Origin of the sequence: Parablastomonas sp. CN1-191 (assembly GCF_049354825.1) — a bacterium.
Taxonomy (GTDB): domain Bacteria; phylum Pseudomonadota; class Alphaproteobacteria; order Sphingomonadales; family Sphingomonadaceae; genus Novosphingobium.
Map to the genome: position 1 here is coordinate 1,261,942 of NZ_CP186480.1, position 18,418 is coordinate 1,280,359.

Annotated in this window: 19 protein-coding genes and 1 tRNA gene; 6 read left to right on the forward strand and 14 right to left on the reverse strand. The window is 69.6% G+C overall.

The window, feature by feature from the left end; genetic code table 11:
* The first annotated feature begins 2 nt into the window (after positions 1 to 2).
* From ACOYW6_RS06305 to ACOYW6_RS06315, 3 genes are read left to right on the forward strand one after another with little or no spacing between them, the layout of a single operon-like run.
* Positions 3 to 1,106 (forward strand): DUF3089 domain-containing protein, encoded by a 1,104-nt coding sequence (locus ACOYW6_RS06305; protein WP_423142957.1) that lies wholly within the window; start codon positions 3 to 5, stop codon positions 1,104 to 1,106.
* Positions 1,107 to 1,138: 32 nt separating this feature from the next.
* Positions 1,139 to 1,573 (forward strand): Holliday junction resolvase RuvX, encoded by a 435-nt coding sequence (ruvX, locus tag ACOYW6_RS06310; protein WP_423143077.1) that lies wholly within the window; start codon positions 1,139 to 1,141, stop codon positions 1,571 to 1,573.
* A complete protein-coding gene (locus ACOYW6_RS06315; protein ID WP_423142958.1) occupies positions 1,570 to 2,124 on the forward strand; it encodes an NUDIX hydrolase in 555 nt (184 codons plus the stop codon). The genes ruvX and ACOYW6_RS06315 overlap by 4 nt, the downstream gene beginning before the upstream one ends.
* Here the strand turns inward: ACOYW6_RS06315 and ACOYW6_RS06320 are convergent.
* The 7 genes from ACOYW6_RS06320 to argH all read right to left on the reverse strand — a co-directional run bounded on the left by ACOYW6_RS06320 (position 2,121) and on the right by argH (position 7,973).
* On the reverse strand, positions 2,121 to 3,023 hold the full coding sequence (locus ACOYW6_RS06320; protein ID WP_423142959.1) for a transposase: 903 nt from the start codon (positions 3,021 to 3,023) through the stop codon (positions 2,121 to 2,123). The genes ACOYW6_RS06315 and ACOYW6_RS06320 overlap by 4 nt on opposite strands.
* The gene (locus ACOYW6_RS06325) at positions 3,011 to 3,964 is read right to left on the reverse strand and encodes a hypothetical protein (protein ID WP_423142960.1); all 954 of its coding nucleotides are present in this window, start codon (positions 3,962 to 3,964) and stop codon (positions 3,011 to 3,013) included. The genes ACOYW6_RS06320 and ACOYW6_RS06325 overlap by 13 nt, the downstream gene beginning before the upstream one ends.
* Before the next feature lie 17 nt (positions 3,965 to 3,981).
* A complete protein-coding gene (locus ACOYW6_RS06330) occupies positions 3,982 to 4,134 on the reverse strand; it encodes a hypothetical protein (protein WP_423142961.1) in 153 nt (50 codons plus the stop codon).
* 92 nt (positions 4,135 to 4,226) lie between these two features.
* Positions 4,227 to 4,994, reverse strand: a complete 768-nt coding sequence (locus tag ACOYW6_RS06335) for a precorrin-2 dehydrogenase/sirohydrochlorin ferrochelatase family protein (RefSeq protein ID WP_423142962.1) — start codon at positions 4,992 to 4,994, stop codon at positions 4,227 to 4,229.
* Between the two features lie 13 nt (positions 4,995 to 5,007).
* Positions 5,008 to 6,267, reverse strand: a complete 1,260-nt coding sequence (gene lysA, locus ACOYW6_RS06340; protein WP_423142963.1) for a diaminopimelate decarboxylase — start codon at positions 6,265 to 6,267, stop codon at positions 5,008 to 5,010.
* Positions 6,268 to 6,280: 13 nt separating this feature from the next.
* Positions 6,281 to 6,595: a hypothetical protein gene (locus ACOYW6_RS06345; RefSeq protein WP_423142964.1), complete on the reverse strand. Its 315-nt coding sequence runs from the start codon at positions 6,593 to 6,595 to the stop codon at positions 6,281 to 6,283.
* Positions 6,596 to 6,599: 4 nt separating this feature from the next.
* Entirely contained in the window at positions 6,600 to 7,973 is a 1,374-nt protein-coding gene (gene argH, locus ACOYW6_RS06350) for an argininosuccinate lyase (RefSeq protein ID WP_423143078.1), read from the reverse strand.
* A 22-nt stretch (positions 7,974 to 7,995) separates the two neighbouring features.
* Between argH and ACOYW6_RS06355 the strand changes: the two genes are divergently transcribed.
* Positions 7,996 to 8,595, forward strand: coding sequence for a TlpA family protein disulfide reductase (locus ACOYW6_RS06355; protein WP_423142965.1), 600 nt, complete (start codon positions 7,996 to 7,998; stop codon positions 8,593 to 8,595).
* A gap of 91 nt (positions 8,596 to 8,686) precedes the next feature.
* Here the strand turns inward: ACOYW6_RS06355 and ACOYW6_RS06360 are convergent.
* From ACOYW6_RS06360 to ACOYW6_RS06375, 4 genes are all read right to left on the reverse strand, one after another.
* Positions 8,687 to 8,762, reverse strand: a tRNA-Val gene (locus tag ACOYW6_RS06360).
* A gap of 54 nt (positions 8,763 to 8,816) precedes the next feature.
* On the reverse strand, positions 8,817 to 9,791 hold the full coding sequence (locus ACOYW6_RS06365) for a winged helix DNA-binding protein (protein WP_423142966.1): 975 nt from the start codon (positions 9,789 to 9,791) through the stop codon (positions 8,817 to 8,819).
* A gap of 77 nt (positions 9,792 to 9,868) precedes the next feature.
* Positions 9,869 to 11,158 carry an adenylosuccinate synthase gene (locus ACOYW6_RS06370; protein ID WP_423142967.1) on the reverse strand — a complete coding sequence of 430 codons (1,290 nt, stop codon included), beginning with the start codon at positions 11,156 to 11,158 and terminating at the stop codon, positions 9,869 to 9,871.
* A 236-nt stretch (positions 11,159 to 11,394) separates the two neighbouring features.
* Complete coding sequence (locus ACOYW6_RS06375) at positions 11,395 to 12,363, reverse strand: hypothetical protein (protein ID WP_423142968.1); 969 nt, start codon at positions 12,361 to 12,363, stop codon at positions 11,395 to 11,397.
* On the opposite strand from ACOYW6_RS06375, the gene ACOYW6_RS06380 reads away from it, so the two are divergent.
* Both ACOYW6_RS06380 and ACOYW6_RS06385 read left to right on the forward strand, forming a co-directional pair.
* Positions 12,362 to 13,393 (forward strand): TauD/TfdA family dioxygenase, encoded by a 1,032-nt coding sequence (locus ACOYW6_RS06380; protein WP_423142969.1) that lies wholly within the window; start codon positions 12,362 to 12,364, stop codon positions 13,391 to 13,393. The genes ACOYW6_RS06375 and ACOYW6_RS06380 overlap by 2 nt on opposite strands.
* Positions 13,390 to 15,129 (forward strand): chloride channel protein, encoded by a 1,740-nt coding sequence (locus tag ACOYW6_RS06385; RefSeq protein ID WP_423142970.1) that lies wholly within the window; start codon positions 13,390 to 13,392, stop codon positions 15,127 to 15,129. Before ACOYW6_RS06380 ends, ACOYW6_RS06385 begins: the two co-directional genes overlap by 4 nt.
* Positions 15,130 to 15,141: 12 nt before the next feature.
* Here the strand turns inward: ACOYW6_RS06385 and ACOYW6_RS06390 are convergent, their stop codons facing one another.
* Genes ACOYW6_RS06390 through serA form a run of 3 tightly spaced genes read right to left on the reverse strand, consistent with a single transcriptional unit; the run spans position 15,142 to position 18,396 of the window.
* A complete protein-coding gene (locus ACOYW6_RS06390) occupies positions 15,142 to 16,269 on the reverse strand; it encodes an ATP phosphoribosyltransferase regulatory subunit (protein WP_423142971.1) in 1,128 nt (375 codons plus the stop codon).
* A gap of 43 nt (positions 16,270 to 16,312) precedes the next feature.
* The gene (locus tag ACOYW6_RS06395) at positions 16,313 to 16,753 is read right to left on the reverse strand and encodes a pyridoxamine 5'-phosphate oxidase family protein (protein WP_423142972.1); all 441 of its coding nucleotides are present in this window, start codon (positions 16,751 to 16,753) and stop codon (positions 16,313 to 16,315) included.
* A gap of 59 nt (positions 16,754 to 16,812) precedes the next feature.
* Positions 16,813 to 18,396 carry a phosphoglycerate dehydrogenase gene (gene serA / locus ACOYW6_RS06400; RefSeq protein ID WP_423142973.1) on the reverse strand — a complete coding sequence of 528 codons (1,584 nt, stop codon included), beginning with the start codon at positions 18,394 to 18,396 and terminating at the stop codon, positions 16,813 to 16,815.
* Positions 18,397 to 18,418: the final 22 nt, after the last annotated feature.

Genomic DNA, 18,418 nt, shown 5'->3' on the forward strand with positions numbered 1-18,418 from the left:
CGATGGCGCGCAAGTTCCTCTACCTGGTCCTGGCCGGGATCCTGATCTACCTGGGGGGCCGGCTGGCGCTTCAGTTTTATCCCGGTGCCCTGTCACGCGTCGCTTTCGTGCCCAAGACCCGGTTCGAACCGCAACCGCCGCTGGCCGCCGATGTCTATGCCGACCGCCGGATGTGGCTGTCCTATCCCGGCAAGCCCGACGATCCGGCCCGTTTCCAACCCGCCGGCGCGCCCGCTCCGGCGCCCCTTGATGCGGCGGTCTTCTTCATCCACCCGACCAGCTACCTGGCGAAGGATCACTGGAACGCGCCCCTCGACGATGCCGATTCGCAGGCGCGCGCGAAGGTGTTCCTGCGCGGGCTGGCAAGCCCGTTTGCCGGCGCGCCGCTGCTCTATGCGCCGCGCTACCGCCAGGCCGCGCTCGGCGCTTTCCTGACCGACGAGCCGGCGGCGAAATTCGCCCTCGACCTCGCCTATGCCGACGTCCGCCTCGCCTTCCGGCGCTTCCTGGCCGAAGTGCCGGCGGACAAGCCGATCGTCCTGGTCGGACACAGCCAGGGCGCGCTGCACCTGCTGCGCTTGCTGCGCGAGGATGTCGCGGGCAAGCCCGTCGCCCGACGCGTTGCCGCCGCTTACGCGATCGGCTGGCCGATTTCGCCCGAGCACGACCTTCCGGGCCTTGGCCTTCCGGCCTGCGACCGGGCCGGAAAGCCAGGATGCGTCGCCAGCTACCTGTCCTTCGCAGAACCGGCGGATCCCGTCATGATCCGCGATGCCTGGGAAGCGCAATCGGCGCCGGGCGGCGAAACCTACAAGGGCAGCGGCGTGCTGTGCTTCAACCCGCTGACCGGCGGCCTGGGCGGAAGCGCGCCGGCCAGCGCCAACCTCGGCACGCTGGTCCCTGACACCGCGATGAGCAGCGGAACGCTCATGCCGGGGCTGGTGCCCGCCACCTGCCGCCGCGACGGGCTGCTGTCGATCGGAGAGCCGGCAGCGATGGGGCCGTTCGTGCTGCCCGGCAACAACTACCACGTGTACGACATCCCGCTGTTCTGGGCCAACTTGCGCGCCGACGTGACGGCGCGGGTGAACGCGTGGAAGCCGTGATAACCGAGGACGTCGCGGCGTTTCGCGCCGTGATGCCCGACGGCGGCGCGCTGCTTGGCATCGACCTTGGCACCCAGACGATCGGCACGGCCTTCTGCGATGCCGGCTGGCGGTTCGCCAGCCCCGGCAAGACTCTCGTGCGCGGCAAGTTCGGTGCCGACCGCGAGGTGCTGGCGGGGCTGGCGCGCGAACGATCGGTGCGCGGCTTCGTGATCGGACTGCCGCGCAACATGGATGGCAGCGAGGGCCCGCGCAGCCAGTCAAGCCGCGCCTACGCCCGCAACCTCGCCGCCGCAATGAGCTTGCCGGTGTTGCTGTGGGACGAACGCTGGTCGACCAGTGCAGCCGAGCGTGACCTGATCGCCCAGGACATGAGCCGCGCGCGCCGCAAGGAGCGGATCGACGCGGCCGCCGCCGCCGTGATCCTGCAAGGCGCGATCGACGCGCTCGCAGGTGGACTGGCATGATCACGCCTAAGCCATGGCGGGTCCTTGCGAGCCGCATCGTCCATGCCGACCGCTGGCTGCGCTTGCGTGCCGACACCTGCGAGACCGATGAGGGCGCCCGCATCGATCCCTATTACGTGATCGAGGCGGGCGACTGGGTGCAGGTCGTTGCTGTGACCGATGCACTCGAGGTCGTCACCATCCGCCTCTATCGCCACGGCGCGCGCGCGATCAGCCACGAGTTGCCAAGCGGCCACGTCGATCAGGGGGAGGGCCCTTTAGATGCGGCCCGCCGCGAGCTGCTGGAAGAGACCGGCTACGGCGCCCGCGAATGGCGCGCCCTGCCCGCTCTGCCCGCCAATTCGGCCCGGCAGCCGACGCTGGCGCACACGGTCCTGGCGCTGGGCGCCTTTTATCAGTCCGCGCCCGCCGATGACCCGATGGAGCGCATCGCGGTCGAACTGGTTCCCGCTGCGGAGGCCGCGCGAATGGCGCGCGCCGGCACGATCACCCAGGGCCTTCACGTCGCCTCGCTGGCGCTGGCGCTGAGCGAACTCGGCCTCTGGCGCTAGGCGCCAAGCGCCATGCGGCGGCGCCGGGCCTCGGTGGCGACAAGGCGGCTGCCGCTGCCCTCGCCCCGCGCCCAGACCGCGTCGCGCGCGCGCGGATCGCTTTCACGCGCCGCCAATGCTCCCAAAGCGCAGAGCCGCATCGCGTCGCTCGGGTGGGAAGCCGCGAAACGGTGCGCAAGGTCGAGGCCCTCTTCGCCGCCCAGCGCCGCGACAATGCGCAGGAATGCCTCGCTCGACCGGCTGCTGACGATCCGGCCGACCGTGCGGTCCGTCAGGTCGAAGCTGTACTGGTCATGCCATGTCCGGGCCGGCGCGGTGTGCATGATGTTGAGCGAGACCGACAGCGCATCGGGCGGATGCTGTGCGTGGATGTCGCGGTGGGCGCGGTAGTGCATAACCTTGCCAGGCTCCAGGCGGCTGCGCTCGACGAAGTGCATTGACGGCACCGGCTCTCCGCGCGCGCCCGCGACCGCGCCGTAGTCGTACTCGTAGTAATCGCTCCAGTAGCCCGGGCCGAAATATCCGACCGTCAGGAAGTCGAAGTTGTGGTCATGCGGCAGGCCGTAAACGAAGCTGGCTCCGCCCGACGCGCGCAGCATCGTCTCATTCGCGGACGGCCAGATGTTGGCGCGAATGAAGAAATCGCCGCGCGGCGGCGAAAGCATCATCACCTGCGGGCCGTATCCGCTTTCGAACGGGTCATCGGTGTGGCGCTCGGCCAGCTCCGCCAGGATGTAGTCGGCGAGGAACCGCGGGTCGAGAGCGAGCCGCTGCAGCCATCCGGCGGCGTGAAGCAAACTGGCCTCGTCGCCCGGATTGAAACCGGTGCCAGTCAGCGCCTCGATAGTCTCGGCAAGCGATGCCGTCCGCGTCTGGCCAGGTTCGATCACGCGGGGCATGCGGCCAGCTCCGGATGAAGCACGCGCAGCTGCGCCAGGAGCGCGCCGGCCGGCGCGGCCAACGCGTCGTCGGGATCGGCGGCGATGTCGGTCAGCGCGGCGAAGCCGCGGGCGCTGTCGAGCGCAAGCGCTTGCCGCAGCGCCTGCCAGCGCATTGATGCCGTCCCGCCCTCACGCGCGATCGCCGCAAGCGTCGGTGCCGCATCGCCTCGCTCCATCGCGCCAAGCAGCGCGGCGACCAGTTCGAAGCGCGAATCGCGCGGATTGCCCGCGGCGCGGTGCACCAGGACGCCATCGGCTCGGCGATACTCGAGGGTGGGCAATGCGCCGGGATGGCGGCGCTGAAGCCGCAACACCACCAACACCGGGTCAATCGCCAGATAGGTTTGCGCTTCGGTTCGCCCGTCGCGGCAGCACACGGCGCCGGGTGCGAGGCGCGAACGTTGAGCGGTCAGCGCCACCAGGTCGGGTCCGACCGGCATCGCGGCGATCGTCTCGACGTCGGCGTGCCCGGCCAGGACGCGGTCCCAGGTCTCGGTTGGCGCGAAACTGATCGTCGGCGGCGGCGGTGCCAGTGCCGAACCGTCGAGCGCCTGGAGCGAAAGGCTCGCCCCCCCTGCACGCGCCAGAACCAGCGACGCCATGCCGTCGTCGCAATGATGGCGCAGCGGCACAAGTCCCAGCGGGTTCTCGGCAAGAATTGCGGCAATCGATGTCACCAGCGCGGCGATGGGCGCGCCATCGAAGTCCGGCGCCAGGATTTTCGCCAGCGGCGGCAGGTCGCGCGGATCGGCGCCCTGCGCGAACGCCGCGAGCGCCCTTTCCCACGCGTCACCGCGCGCCTCTCGCCACTCGGCCAGCGCCGCGGCGAGGCACGCCTGCGCGCGCCGCAGCGGAACCAGGTCCCGCGTCAGCGCCGCCAGTTCGAATCGCACCTCCACCGCGGTCGCCTTTCGGCTCAGGGCAAAAGGATATCGTAAACGTAAACCATGATCACGATCACGGTATCGTCCGATTGCAGCGCCTGCGCCGGATGAGCCAGGCTGCCGAAAACACCGGTCATCTGGTCGAGGTCCGGCAACGCGGACAAGTCGATCTTGGGTAAAGTCATGTCGAAATCGTCCCATGTGTAGCGCGGGGTCCCATGCCCCACGCCCACGGCATCGTCGCCAGCCCTGCAGATGCTAAATTAAAACATCGTAATCAGCGCGCTGTACGGATCACGACCACCCTGCCGGGACACGTTGGCGCGGGTGCTCCGGGGGCGAGCGCGGTGCGAACGGCATCGGCGCGTGCACGGTCGAGCAGGCCCGCCGGCAGGCCCGGTTCGTGCGCGACCATGTCCGCGGTCCCGAGCCAGCGCGCCTGGCGCAGGGTCAAATCGTCTGGATCAGCGCCCGTGAAGATGAACTCTTGCACGCTTGCCCCGGTGTGCGGCGCGCCGCCGATCCACGCACCGATACCGCCGCGGTAGTCGGCCAGCGGGTCCAGCGGGCCGCCTTCCACCAGCGCGGCGTCGAGCGCGCGCCGGCGATCGGCGGCGTCGGGCCAGCGCCGCCGCAGCGCGGCCCGGGCCCCGCCGAGTGCAGCGGCAAGGTCGCCAAGCGTCGCTGGCAGCAGCGCATCGAGCCTGAGCCGCAGCGCCTTGGCAAGCCCGGCCGAAACGCCGCCGGTGCCCACAGCCACCGTCACCGCGCCGCGCTGGAGAAGCGATGGCGTCGTGAAGTCGCAAAGCTCCGGACGGTCGACGACATTGACCAGCAGGCCGCGGCTGCGCAGCGCGGTGGCCAAGTTCTCGGCATCGTCTCCGGCGACGAACGCCAGTCGTGCTGCGGAATCGTTTGCAGCGACTACCAGCCCGCCCATCCGCTCGACCAGGCGGCGCTTGGCATCGGCCGCTTCGCCCTCGCCCGCCACGATCACCGGGCGCCCTGCCACGCGGTGAAACAGCGGCAGAACGCCGCCCGTCATCCCCACGACACCATCATCCCAGCCAAGCGGGAACCCGCTCTGCAGCGAGGATGGCGGCGGGATCGATGCGGTCGGCAACGATGGCCCAGCGATCTGCGTCGACCAGCACTTCAGGCACAAGCGGGCGCGAGTTGTACGTACTCGCCATCGTTGCGCCGTAAGCACCGGCGGTGCGAAACACCGCCAGGTCGCCTGCCACAACCCGGTCTATCGTGCGGTTCATGGCGAAGGTGTCCGAGCTTTCGCAGATCGGGCCCACGACGTGGGCCAGCATCGTCTCGCCGCTGGGGCGCACGGCGGCAAAATCGTGCCAGGCATCGTACATCGCCGGCCGCGCCAGGTCGTTCATTGCCGCATCGACGACCACGAACGGTGCATTGACCCCTTCCTTGACGCGGATTACCTCAGTCAGCAGAACGCCGGCATTGCCGGTGATGACTCTGCCCGGCTCGAACATCAGGGTCACGTCCCAGCCCCCGCAAACGCGCGCGACCATCGCGCCGTAGTCGGCAGGCGTCGGCAGGTCGTCGCCGGCCCTGTAGGGCACGCCCAGGCCACCGCCGAGGTCCATGTGGGTTATGACGTGCCCGGCACTGCGCAAGTCCTGCATCAAGGCCCCCATGCGGGTGAAGGCGCGTTCGCTGGGTCCAAGGTCGGCAATCTGGCTGCCGATGTGGAGCGCCAGCCCGCGCAGGCCCAAGCCGGGCAGTGCCACCAGCCGCGTGTAGATCGCCGCGGCCCGGTCATAAGGCACGCCGAACTTGTTGTCGGCCTTGCCGGTGGAGATCTTGGCATGGGTTCCGGCATCGACGTCCGGATTCACCCGCAGGGTGGCGGTGGCGATCAGTCCGCGCGCGGCGGCCAGCGCGGCGAGCTCCGCGCCCTCTTCCTCGCTCTCGACGTTGAACTGGCCGAGCCCGGCCTCGAGCGCCTCGACCATCTCGGCCGCGGTCTTGCCGACGCCGGAGAACACGATGTCCGCCGCGGGCATCCCGGCGGCAAGCGCCCGGCGCATCTCACCGATCGAGACGACATCTGCCCCGTAACCCTCGCGTTGCAGGACCTTGAGAACCGCAAGGTTGGGATTGGACTTGACCGCGAATGCCAGGTGCACACTTGGCAGTGCTGCGAGGGCGTTGCGAAAGACCCGCGCGTGCCGCGCCAGCGTGCGGCAGGAGTAGACGTAGACGGGCGTGCCGACCGCCTCGGCAATGGCGGGCAGCGGCACGTCCTCGACATGGAGGACGCCGCCCCGGATCGCGAAATCGTCCATTCGCCTTCCCCGCTCAGGCCGTTGGCGTGGGCTGCGGCGGCGCGGGCGTGGCCGGCGAGGAGCTCGGCAACGGGACCGGCTGCAGGCCCGGTCCTTCGGGCGGGGGCAGGTCGAAGGGATCATCGGCGCGGCGCTCGGACCGGCGGCGCAGCTCGACGTTGCGCTCGGCCCCGGCCTGGGGCGGCGGAGTCAGCAGCCGGTCGGCGCTCTCAGCCTCGCCCGCACCATATGCGACGGGTTGCTGCGTACCCGCCGGCGGGCGCAGTTCAGCGCGCTGGCCGCAAGCAGCCAGCGGCAAAAGGGCAGCGAAAATAAGCAGGCGGCGCATGGTGTTACTCCAGCCCCAGCGCGGTCCGCGCCTCGGCAACGCGCTTGCTTACCTCGGCCGGCGCGGTTCCGCCATGGCTGGCGCGCGCGGCGACGGACGCGTCGACCGAAAGGGCCGAAAACACGCGCGCATCGATCCGTGCGTCGATCGCCTGGAGATCGCCAAGCGAAAGCGCGTCGAGCGCGGCGCCGCGGCTCTCCGCCAGCTTCACCGCGGCGCCGGTTATGTGGTGAGCCTCGCGAAAAGGGACGTCGGCCTGGCGCACGAGCCAGTCGGCGAGGTCTGTGGCGGTCGCGTAGCCGAGTTCGGCGGCGGCGCGCATCCGCTCGGTGCGAAACGCTGCGCCCGCTATCATGCCGGTCATCGCCGCCAGGCTGAGGCCGAGCAGAGATGCTGCCTCGAAGACCGGTGGCTTGTCGTCCTGCATGTCCTTGGAATATGCCAGCGGCAGGCCCTTCATGGTCACCATCAGCGCGGTAAGGCAGCCGACGATTCGGCCCGAATGGCCCCGCACCAGTTCCGCCGCGTCAGGATTCTTCTTCTGGGGCATGATCGAACTGCCGGTCGACAGGCTGTCGGGCAGGGTTACGAACCCGAACGGCTGACTGGCCCACAGCACCAGTTCTTCAGCCAGCCGCGACAAGTGCAGCGCGCACTGGGCCGCGGCCTGAAGGTAATCGAGCGCAAAATCGCGGTCGGACACGGCATCGAGGCTGTTGGCGGTTGGCCGCGCAAAACCGAGCGCGGCAGCGGTGGCGTTACGGTCGATCGGGAAGCCCGTCCCCGCGAGCGCCGCCGAGCCGAGCGGGCATTCGTTCAACCGCGCGCGCGCGTCGGCAAAGCGCGAGCGATCGCGCCGCAGCATCTCGTAATAGGCCATCAGGTGATGGCCCAGCGTGACCGGCTGCGCCGTCTGCAGGTGCGTAAAGCCCGGCATGATCGCGTCGGCGTGCTCGCCCGCGCGGGTGACGAGCGCGACCTGGAGCGCGGCGAGCGCGCCGTCGACATGATCGATTGCGTCGCGAACCCAGAGGCGGAAGTCGGTCGCTACCTGGTCGTTGCGGCTGCGCGCGGTGTGCAGGCGTCCGGCGACCGGACCGACCAGTTCGGCCAGGCGGCTTTCGGTGGTCATGTGGATATCCTCGAGGTCCCAGTCCTCGGGCACGCCGTTGGCCTGGTACTCCGCTGCGACGCGGTCCAGCCCGGCGGCGATGGCGGCGGCATCGCCAGCAGCGACGATGCCTTGCGCGCCGAGCATCGCCACGTGCGCCTTTGACGCGGCGATGTCCTGGCGCCACAGCGCCTTGTCGAAGGGAATGGAGGCGTTTATCTCGCGCATGATCGATGCCGGCCCTTCGGCGAAGCGCCCGCCCCACATCGCATTGGAGCCGCCCCCCGTCATGTCCTCGTCCCGCTCGCTCACGCTCGCCGCCCTTGGCCTGTTCCTGATCGCCGGGTGCGATAGGGGCAAGGAGGATGAGGCGCAACCGCGGCAGGCCGCCACATCGGCGTCCACTGCCGCCGCAACGCCCAACGCCGCACCCTCCGCGGCGCCGAACGAAAGCGCGCTGATCGACCGAACCCACAAGGGCAGCCAACTGCCAGAATTCGCGCTCAAGGATGCAGCCGGCAAGGAGGCGATGCTGACCAAGCAGACGGGCAAGCCGTTCCTGCTCAATCTGTGGGCAACCTGGTGCGCGCCCTGCGTGGCGGAACTCCCCGCGCTGGCCAAGCTGGCGTCGAGCGGGAAGGTCGGCGTCATCACCGTGTCGCAGGACCTCGGCCAGCCCGAGAAGGTCGCCCGCTTCCTTGCCGATCACGGCGCAGCGGCACTGCCCGGCTGGCTCGATCCGCAGAACGATTTGTCGACCCAATACGGCGTGCAGACCCTGCCGACGACCATCTATTACGATTCGCAAGGCCGCGAAGTCTGGCGCCTTACCGGCGGCCACGACTGGAGCAGCGCCGAAACGGAAAAGCTGCTTGCGGAAGCGAAGTGACGCGGCTGGCTTTGCCGCGATCACACACCACCATGCAGTGGCAAGACGGCGCTCTCTGCGGCGCTGACCTTGCTTCGCGTCCGTTACGCTGTGGTGGGCGGTGAGGGGCTCGAACCCCCGACCCTCTCGGTGTAAACGAGATGCTCTACCAACTGAGCTAACCGCCCCCGTCGTGCACAGGCCGCGCCGCCCTTAGCGCGCCGCGCGCGGCAAGGAAAGCGTCACGCGAGGCTGCCCGCGCCGCGCCCCAGCGAGGCGAAGTAGGCCGCCATCGCGTCGGCTGCCGTGTCGGACAACTGGATGAAGGCGCGGCGCCTGTCGGACTCGTCTTCCACACGCTCGAGCAGGCCGGCCTCGGTCATCTGGGCGATCCAGCGCAGCGCCGTCGTTGGAGGGACGGCGGCCGCGATGCACAGGCTGGTGACCGAGACGCGGATATGCTCGACCCGGGCGGCGGTCAGGTCGAGCAAGATGTCCCACGCCGGGTCCGCAAACAGGCTCGGCTCGAAGAATTTCGCCCGTGCCTGGCGCTGGGCGATGATCTTGCGCACCAGCCGCGCATCGGGAAGCGGCGGGCGGCTGGCGCGCACAAGCGCGGCGGAGCCGTCCGGCGCGCCGCGAAAACCGCGACGCGGCGCGTTGAACGCGAACGCACCGACATCGCCGTCTTCATCCCCGCTCAGCCGGTCTAGCTTGCGCGCCATCATCCCGACCTGCTCGGTCAGGCGCAGCAGGGTCAGCCGCTCGTCCTCCGAGAGGTCGCGCAGGCGGCCCGCCGAAGCCGCCGCGATGGCGCGCGCCAGTGCGACGCTACGCTCGGCACGGGCAGGCGCGACAAGGATTTGCGCCCCCGATCGGTCGAGACAGGCGAACACGTCGTCAAGCGCGGCCAGGCTCGTCGCCACGACCAGTCGCGCGGCTGCACGTTCGGCCCTGAGGTCGAGTCGGACCAGCGCGGCCAGCGTCGCCGCGTCGATCGCGGGGCAATCCACCAGCACCAGATCGCCGAGCGGACGCGCCTCGCCTTCAAGCAGGGACGCGAGCGGCGAGGTTTCGCCGATCCGCAATCCGGCGACGCGGGCATCGTCCTGCAGCTCCTCCCGCACATCCTGCCGGTCGGCAAAGATCGCCACCGTCAGTGGCAGCGCCGCCATGGCGGCAGGCGCAGAGGGATGGGCGAAAGCGGCTTGCACCATGGTCCGACTCCGTATTTATACGAACAGGAGTAGAACAAACAAAGATCAAGTCAAGAAGGTTGGGCCGTGGGGCGGGTTCAGTCCACGAAGGGATCGCGCACAAGGATCGTGTCCTCACGTTCGGGGCTGGTCGAAACGAGCGCGACCGGCGTTTCGATCAACTCCTGGACCCGCTGGATATACTTGATCGCCTGGGCGGGCAGGTCGGCCCACGAGCGGGCGCCGGCGGTAGTCCCGCTCCAGCCTTCCATCTCCTCGTAGATCGGCTCCACGGCGGCCTGGTCGGCGGCGTGGCTGGGAAGGTAGTCGAGCACTTTGCCGCGCAGGCGGTAGCCGGTGCAGATCCTGACGGTCTCGAAACCGTCGAGCACGTCGAGCTTGGTCAGCGCGATGCCGGTGACGCCCGAAATGGCGCAAGACTGGCGGACCAGCACCGCGTCGAACCAGCCGCAGCGGCGCTTGCGGCCGGTTACCGTGCCGAATTCGTGGCCGCGTTCGCCCAGCTTCTGTCCGGTGGCATCGGCCAGTTCGGTCGGGAACGGCCCGCTGCCGACGCGGGTGGTGTAAGCCTTGACGATGCCGAGCACGAAGCCGGCCGCGCTGGGGCCGAGGCCCGATCCGCTGGCCGCGGTGCCAGAGACCGTGTTAGAACTGGTGACGAACGGATACGTGCCGTGATCGACGTCGAGCAGAACCCCCTGCGCACCTTCGAAGAGGATGCGCGCGCCCGCCTTGCGGACCTTCTTGAGGCGCTTCCACACGGGCTGCGCGAATTGCAGCACCGAAGGCGCGATCTCGCGCAGTTCGGCCAGCAGCGCCTGGCGATCGACCGGCGGCTGGCCGAAACCGGCGCGCAGCGCGTCATGGTGCGCGCAAAGCCGGTCCAGCTGGGCGTCGAGCGAATCGAGGTGAGCGAGGTCGCAGACGCGGATGGCGCGGCGGCCGACCTTGTCTTCGTACGCCGGCCCGATGCCGCGCCCGGTGGTGCCGATCTTTCCCGACCCGGCGGCGGTCTCGCGCAGGCCATCGAGATCGCGGTGCAGCGGCAGGATCAGCGCGCAATTGTCCGCGATGGCGAAGTTTTCGGCGTTGATCGTCACGCCCTGGCCTTCGAGCTTGGCGATCTCCGCCTTTAGATGCCACGGATCGAGCACCACGCCGTTGCCGATGATCGACAGCGTGCCGGTGACGATGCCCGAAGGCAGCAGCGAAAGCTTGTAGGTCTGGTTGCCGACCACCAGCGTGTGGCCGGCGTTATGCCCGCCCTGGAAGCGGACGACCGCGTCGGCGCGGCTGGCCAGCCAGTCGACGATCTTGCCCTTGCCCTCATCGCCCCACTGGGCTCCGATCACGGTGACGTTGGCCAAGCTTCAGTTCCTTCCAGCCGGAAAAGCCGCGCGCGCCCTAGAAGACACCGGCGCGAAGGGCAACCTGCGGGCACGAAGTCCACACCTGCTTGACACATTTGACACCGTCCAGCGCCCAGCACCTGCCCCGCCGCCCAGAATTTTGGGTGCAGCGAAGAAATGAGCGGCAACGAGGGCGCGGCGAAAATCCATTGCCAGATTGTGCCAAAGGGTTCCCGAGTAGGAAACCGGCGCGTTCAGGCTCCCAGCCCGGCCATTCCGAGTTGCCGGACCGCATCCTCGGCGGCGGCGCCATGATGCGCCAGCCAGTCTTCCGCGGCGGCAAGTTCGGCGCCCAGGTCGGCCTCCGCCCGGGCCCGGCGGGCCAAACGGTCGGCATTGCCAAAGGCCGCATCCGGATTTTTCGAATACGTTGCGAACAGCGGGCCGGCGACGACTGCCGCGAAGGCGGACGGCTCCGCCTCGATACCGAAGAGGCGCGCCGCGGCCGCCAGCATCTCGGCAGGCTGCGCGAAGAAGCGGTCGGCGTCGAGGGCGCGGGCCTGCGGCATCGCGGCGGCGGCGGCAAAGCGCGTCACTTGCGCCGCCCATAGCGCCGCCGCGCACTCGGCGTCGGACAAGCCTGACAAGTCACCCAGAGAGGGCGCCAGTTCGCCGGCCACGCCGCGCAGCCAGGCGCGGTGATCGGCGCTGCGCAGGACGGCCGAGAGATATTCGCGCCAGCCGTGATAAAGCAGGATTACCGCTGCCGGGGCTGCCACCGCCGCGATGTCGTCGAGCATGAAATTTACCGGCACGTTGGCCTTCACGATGGTTGCGCTCCCGCCAGGATAGCGCTTGGCCGCCATCGCCAGCGCCAGCGGCAGCAGTGCGCCCGCCTGGCCGACCGCGACCTGACGCAACGCCAGCGGTTCGCGCAGCACCAGGCCGCCACCCAGGCTTTCCAGCGCGCGCGCCAGCAGGGTCGAGCCGCAGTGGGCGACGTGGAAGATCCAGTTGGCGGCAAGCGGCGCGGCCGGCTGCGCCAGCAGGGTGTCGATCGGCACGCGCAAGGCGCCCTCGCGTGCCGGGCGGGCGCGGTGATCGAGGAAGATCGAGGCGCGGTAGGAAGCGGGGTCCATCGGCACGAACACCGCCTCCTCGCCCGCGAACGCATGGAGATAATGATCGGGCGAGACGAACAGGTCGGCGAGCGTCGGCGTCATGCGAAGGGCTATAGCGGGCGGCGCGCCGGGCGGCTATCGCCGCCCGGTCATGGCCCGCATCGACCCTCCCCGGCCCGAACGCCCTTTCGCGCGGATCGAAGCGGACGCAGGCGAGACGCTGGCCGCGCTGGACAAGGCGTTCGTGGTGGCAGCGTACAGGACGCACGGAGCGCTGCTGTTCACCGGCTTCGGCGTCGATGCCGGCGCGCTGCGCGGCCTGGCCGACCGATTGTGCCGGACCGCGGTGATCAACGATTCCCCCGGACGCGACGCCATCGACGCGGCGGGGCAGATCTTTACCGTCAACCGCGGGCAGGACGCATTTGCGCTCCATCCCGAGCTTTCGCGCGAACCGTGGAAGCCCGATGCCGCCTTTTTCGCCTGCCTGACCCCGCCCGACGGCGAAGGCGCCACCACCGTGTGCGACGGTGTTGCGCTGGCGCGCGCTCTACCCGCCGACGTGCGCGCCGGGCTGGAGCGACGGCGGCTGGTCTATCCGGCGCCGACCTGGCCCGGGCTGTTCGCCTACTGGCTGGGCACCCCGGAACCGAGCGACGCGCTGCTGGCAAACCCGCCGGCCAGCTGCCCTTACCGCTTCGCGCGCGGCGCCGACGGATCGGTCTTCCGTTATTTCACCCGCCCCGCCCTGCACCGGCCGATGTTCGCCGATGGCCCCGCGTTCGGCAACTTCCTGCTGTTCGCGCGCTTCACCAACGGGCGCGGCGATTTTCCACTTCTCGACGACATGACCCCGGTGCCCGAGGAATGGTTGCAGGCGATCAAGGCAGCCGGCGATGCGCTGACGGCGCGCGTCGAGTGGCAGCGCGGCGACCTGCTGGTGCTCGACAACACGCGCTTCATGCACGGGCGCACCGCCATCGCCAATCCGGCGATACGGCTGATCGCGACCCGCTTCGGCTATCTCGACTTCGCGCGGCCGGACCCCGAGGAGCCCGCCGACCCGGTTTGGCGGCGCGAGGATTTCGTGCCGCCGATTCCGCCGTGGCACCCGGGGCTGGCGCAGCGATGAGGCGCCCATCCACGGTCGTGCGCTGGCTGCGGCGGCGCGCGCGGGTCAGCGAAGTGGTGCTGATCGCGATCGCTACGGCGATCGGCGCGTTGACCGCGCTGGCGACGATCGCGGTGGGCGCGGTGGCGCGCACGCTGCAGCACCTGCTTTACGACCTCGGCCCGATCGCGCACCTGAGCGCGGTCCCCAGTGTCTCCGCGCTCACCCTGCTGGCGCTGCCCGCGGGCGGTGCCGCGCTGACGCTGTTCGGGCTGCTGACCGTGTCGAGGCGCCGCGCCATGGTCGACGCGGTCGAGGCCAACGCCCTCCACGGCGGGCGGATGAGCGCGGGCGACAGCGTCGTGCTGGCCGGGCAGACCGCGATTTCCAACGGCTTTGGCGCGTCGGTCGGGTTAGAGGCCGCTTATGCCCAGGTCGGCGGTATGGCCGGGTCGCTTGCGGCGCAGGCGCTCAACCTGCGGCGCGGCGACTGGCGCGTGCTGGTCGGTGCCGGCGCCGGGGCCGCGATCGCCGCCGCCTTCGGGGCGCCGCTGACGGGCGCCTTCTACGCCTTCGAGATCGTGATCGGCGCCTACACCCCGGCGGCGCTGGCACCGGTCGCGGCGGCGTCGCTGGCCGGGGCGCTGACAGCGCAGACGCTGGGCATCCAGCCTTATGTCCTCGACGCCGATTACGGCGGCATTCACGAAACCCACCACTACCTGCTCTACGCCCTGCTGGGGGCGGTCTGCGCGGTGCTGGGCATCCTGCTGATGCGGGCGGTGGCGCTGACCGACCAGGCCTCGCGCAAGCTGCCTTACGCGGCCTACATCCGCCCCACGGTCGGCGGCCTGCTGTTGATCCCGCTGGCGCTCTATTCGCCGCAAGTCCTGTCCTCGGGCCACGGCGCGCTGCACGTCGACCTGGCGGTGAACACGCCGCTGCTGTTCGTGGCGACGATCTTCGTGGTCAAGGCGGCCAGCTCGGTCGTGTCGCTGGGGTTCGGCTTTCGCGGCGGGCTGTTCTTCGCGTCGCTGTTCCTTGGCACACTGGTGGGCCACATATTCGCGGTGGGAATCGACACCGCTGCCGGCGCGCCGATGCTCGACCCGGTCAACGGCGCGCTGGTCGGCATGGCGGCGATGGCGGCCGCGGTGGTGGGCGGGCCGATGACCATGGCCATGCTGGTGCTGGAAGCCACGCACAGCTTCACGTTGACCGGCGCGGTGATCGCGGCCGCGCTGGTCGCCAACACGATCGTGCGCGAAACGTTCGGGTTCAGCTTCTCCACCTGGCGGCTGCACTTGCGCGGGCAATCGATCCGCAGCGCCCGCGACGTCGGCTGGATGCGCAGCCTGACCGCGGGATCGATGATGCGCCGCAACCCCCGCACGATTGCGGCGGAAACCCCGCTCGATGCGTTTCGCCGCGCCTTTCCGCTGGGTTCGGCGACGCGCGCGGTGCTGGTCGATGCGGACGGGCGCTATGCCGGCATCCTGCCGGTGGCATCCGCCTGGGACGAGCGTCGCGATCCCGCCACCCCTGCCGCCGATATCGCCGTCCACCGCGACGCCAGCCTCAATCCCGAGTTGGACATCACCGGCGTGCTGCGCCGGCTCGACGCGGTGCAGGCGGACGAGCTGGCGGTGGTCGATGCCGACCAGCGGGTGATCGGGCTGCTGTCCGACGCCTATGTCAGGCGCCGCTATGCCGAGGAACTGGAAAAAGCCCAGCGCGACCTGTTCGGCGAAGCCTGAAGCGCGGCGGCGCTAGAGCTTCACCGGATCGTATCCGTCGAGACGGTGCGTACAACCCAGTGCGGCGGCATCGTCGTTTTCGCCCAGCGCCGCCAGCGTGCGCCAGCCGATCGCGCGCAGCCGCGCAGCGGCGGCGACATCGTGGCCGAGCGGGAGAAACAGCAGGTCGCGCGGCGCCTCCGCGGCGGCGAGGCGCGCCACCAGCGGATCGGCATAAAGCGAAAAGCCGGTCGCCGGCTCGCCCGCCGAACCGTCTGCCGCGCCAAGGATGCGGTACGTTCCGCCGCGGCCCAGCGCGCCGCGCACGCCCTCGGCGTAAAGCGTGAAGCCGAACCACGACTGGTATTCGAAGCCGTGCCGCTCGCTGGGGTCGAGCGTGATGCGCACCCCGGCCGGAACGCGCGCGGCGATGTCCTTCAGCGCGCGGATCCGGCTGGCGAGCGCGCCGCCGGCATCGATCGCGGCCAGCCGGTCGATCGCCGCCGCAAATGGGCCGGCCGCGTAAAGCAGCCCGGCATAGGCCTCGCCCCCGACGTCGGCGAGGCCGCCGGCATCCTTGGCGTCAAGCTCGCGGCGGACAGCGGCTACCCGCTCGGGCGCAAGGGGGAGCGGTCCGGCAGCCAGGGTATCGACCAGGTCCGGAAGCGTGAAATCGACCGACAGCCCGGTGGCGCCGGCGGCCTGCGCTGCGGCAATCGCCAGCGTCACGATCTCGCCCGCGGCGGCGACGGTGTCGCTGCCGATCAGTTCGGCGCCAAGCTGCAGGCGTTCGCGCGCGGGATCGAGCCCGTCGCCGCGGATGGTGACGACCTGCCCGGCATAGCACAGCCGAAGCGGGCGCGGGCGCGACGCCAGGCTGGTGGCGGCGATGCGGCCGACCTGCGGGGTGATGTCACTGCGCAGCGCCAGCGTGCGCAAGCTGGCGGGATCGACGAAGCGAAACATCCGGCGCGGCTCGACCCCGGCCATCCGGCTGGCGAGCGATTTCTCGAACTCGATCGACGGCGGCGATACCCGGTCATAGCCGTGCGCGTCGCAGCTATCGAGGATGCTGCGCATGGCGCGCTGGGCCGCCGCGGCCTGCGCGGGCAGGCGGTCTTCGAGGCCTTCGGGCAAAAGGTCGCGGTCGGCGTCGTTCATGGCGCCGCCGCTTAGCGGCAGATGCGCGGCGGCGAAAGGCCGATCAGAGCTGGACTTCGCCCTGGTCCTCGCCGTCCCAGTAATGGATGCGGCCGGCGTGGGCCTTGATCAGGAGGATGCCTGGCGTCGACGGCCCTTCGGGCCACCAGCGCTCCAGCTCCTTTTGCCAGCGCTTTTCAAGCTCGGCCTTGTCGCGAACGAGTTCGGCCTTGGCTTCGACATGGATGAAGGCGCCCGGCTTGCCGACCACGCCGAGAATGCCAGCGCTGCCCTGGTAGGACAGGCCGACATTGGGGTTGGTCTGGATATGCCGGACCGAGAGCGCGTCTTCGCTGGAGAAGAACCAGGCGTCGCCGTCGTACTCGACCTCGCGGTTGTTGCTCATCGGGCGGGCCGCGATGGCGCCATTGTCGGCGACCGTCTGCAACATGCAGAAGTCGACGTCCTTCATCATATCGGCGATGTCTTTCAGGGTCTTGCTCACGGCCGCGGCGCTCCTCTCGGTCTGTCGAAAGGGAAGCGCCGCGAGCGCGGCAAGGTTCCCTAGAAGCGCAGCGCCTTGACGATCTTGACGCCCGGCAGGGCGCAGGCGGCCTTGAGAACGTCCTCGGGCACCGGGCTGTCGACCGAAAGCAGCAGCACCGCCTCGCCGCCGGCATCGCGGCGACCGAGGTGGAAGGTGCCGATGTTGATGCCCGCCTCGCCCAGCAGGGTGCCGATCCGTCCGATGAAGCCCGGCGCATCCTCGTTGACGATGTAGAGCATGTAGCCAGTCAGTTCGGCTTCGATGGCGACGCCGAAGATTTCCACCAGGCGGCTCTGGTCCGCGCCGAACAGCGTGCCCGCAACCGAGCGATCGCCCGCCGACGTGCCGACGGTAACGCGCACCAGCGTGTTGTAGGCGCCGTCGCGGTCGTGCCGGATCTCGCGCACGTCGAGGCCGCGTTCCTTGGCCAGGAACGGCGCGTTGACCATGTTCACGGTGTCCGAATAGCGGCGCATGAAGCCCGCCAGCACCGCCCCGGTAATCGGTTTGGGGTTGAGCTGCGCGGCGGCGCCTTCGACCTCGACCGCGATGCGGGTCAGGTTATCGTGCGCCAGCTGGCCCACCAGGCTGCCGAGCTGCTCGGCCAGCTTCATGTACGGACGCAGCTTGGGCGCTTCCTCCGCCGAGAGCGACGGCATGTTGAGCGCGTTGGTGACCCCGCCGCTGACCAGGTAATCGGCCATCTGCTCGGCCACCTGCAGCGCCACGTTGACTTGCGCCTCGGTGGTCGAGGCGCCCAGGTGCGGCGTGCAGATGAAGTTCGGCGTTCCGAACAGGGGCGAATCCTTGGCCGGCTCGGTCTGGAACACGTCAAGCGCGGCGCCGGCGATATGACCGGAATCCAGACCCGCCTTGAGCGCTGCCTCGTCGATCAGTCCGCCGCGCGCGCAATTGACGATGCGCACCCCCGGCTTGGTCTTGGCCAGGTTCTCGGCAGAGAGGATGTTGCGCGTCTGGTCGGTCAGCGGCGTATGCAGCGTGATGAAGTCGGCGCGGGCCAACAGGGTCTCGAGATCGGCCTTTTCCACGCCCATCTCGATCGCGCGCTCCGGCGTGAGGAAAGGATCGTAGGCGACCACCTTCATCTTAAGGCCGAGCGCGCGCGCCGCGACGATGGAGCCGATATTGCCGGCACCGATCAGGCCCAGCGTCTTGCCGGTGACCTCGACCCCCATGAAGTCGTTCTTCGGCCACTTGCCGGCCTGGGTCTGGGCGTTGGCTTCGGGGATCTGGCGGGCGAGCGCGAAGATCATCGCTATGGCGTGTTCGGCGGTCGTGATCGAGTTGCCGAACGGGGTGTTCATCACGACCACGCCTTTGGCCGACGCCGCGGGGATATCGACGTTGTCCACGCCGATGCCGGCGCGGCCGATCACCTTGAGGTTGGTCGCGGCATCGAGGATCGCCGGCGTCACCTTTGTGGACGAGCGGATGGCGAGGCCGTCGTAATCGCCGATGCGGGCGATCAGCTGTTCAGGCGTTTCGCCAGTAATCACATCGACGTCGCAGCCGCGCTCTTCAAAGATCTTGGCGGCATTGGGGTCCATCTTGTCGGAAATGAGGACACGGGGCTTGGTCATGAAATCGGTTCCTTCGTCAGCC